Consider the following 466-nt stretch of genomic DNA (forward strand, 5'->3'; position numbering starts at 1 on the left):
TACCTTTTAGCACGACGACTGCAGCACTCAGTTGGTCTGAATGGATCAAACAGTTGGCAGAGCAGGAGCATCAGCTATGGAGCCATCGTCGCTACCCAATGGCAACATTGAAGCGCGATATGGATGGAGAGGCGTTATTTAGTACGCTCTTTAATTACACCCATTTCAGAGCGTACGCACAAGAGCGTGTAGACGGTGCTCTACTGTTTGAGCGTGGGGCAGAAGGGTTGGATAACTCTCTTTTCGAGTACTCTAATTATCCATTTATTTTACAAGCCGGTATGACACCGACAGGTGAGAGTATCTACTTAACGTTAGAAGTCGATACTTGCCGCTACACAGCACAAGATTTAGCACGTTTTGTGGCGTGTTACCGCCATAGCTTTACCCAGATGCTCACAGCGCCGCAGACGTTATGTGATAAACCGTTGCTTCAGCCTGAAGCACAACAACAATTGACTCAGTG

The 466-nt window shown here is 47.4% G+C and carries 1 protein-coding gene; it reads left to right on the forward strand.

All coding sequences use genetic code 11. The annotated features are described in order from the left end of the window. On the forward strand, positions 1–466 hold a 466-nt coding region (locus CWC18_RS20285), incomplete at both ends, for a hypothetical protein (RefSeq protein ID WP_138676005.1).

It is taken from the genome of Pseudoalteromonas aurantia (genome assembly GCF_005886875.1).
In the GTDB taxonomy this organism is placed as follows: Bacteria; Pseudomonadota; Gammaproteobacteria; order Enterobacterales; family Alteromonadaceae; genus Pseudoalteromonas; species Pseudoalteromonas aurantia_A.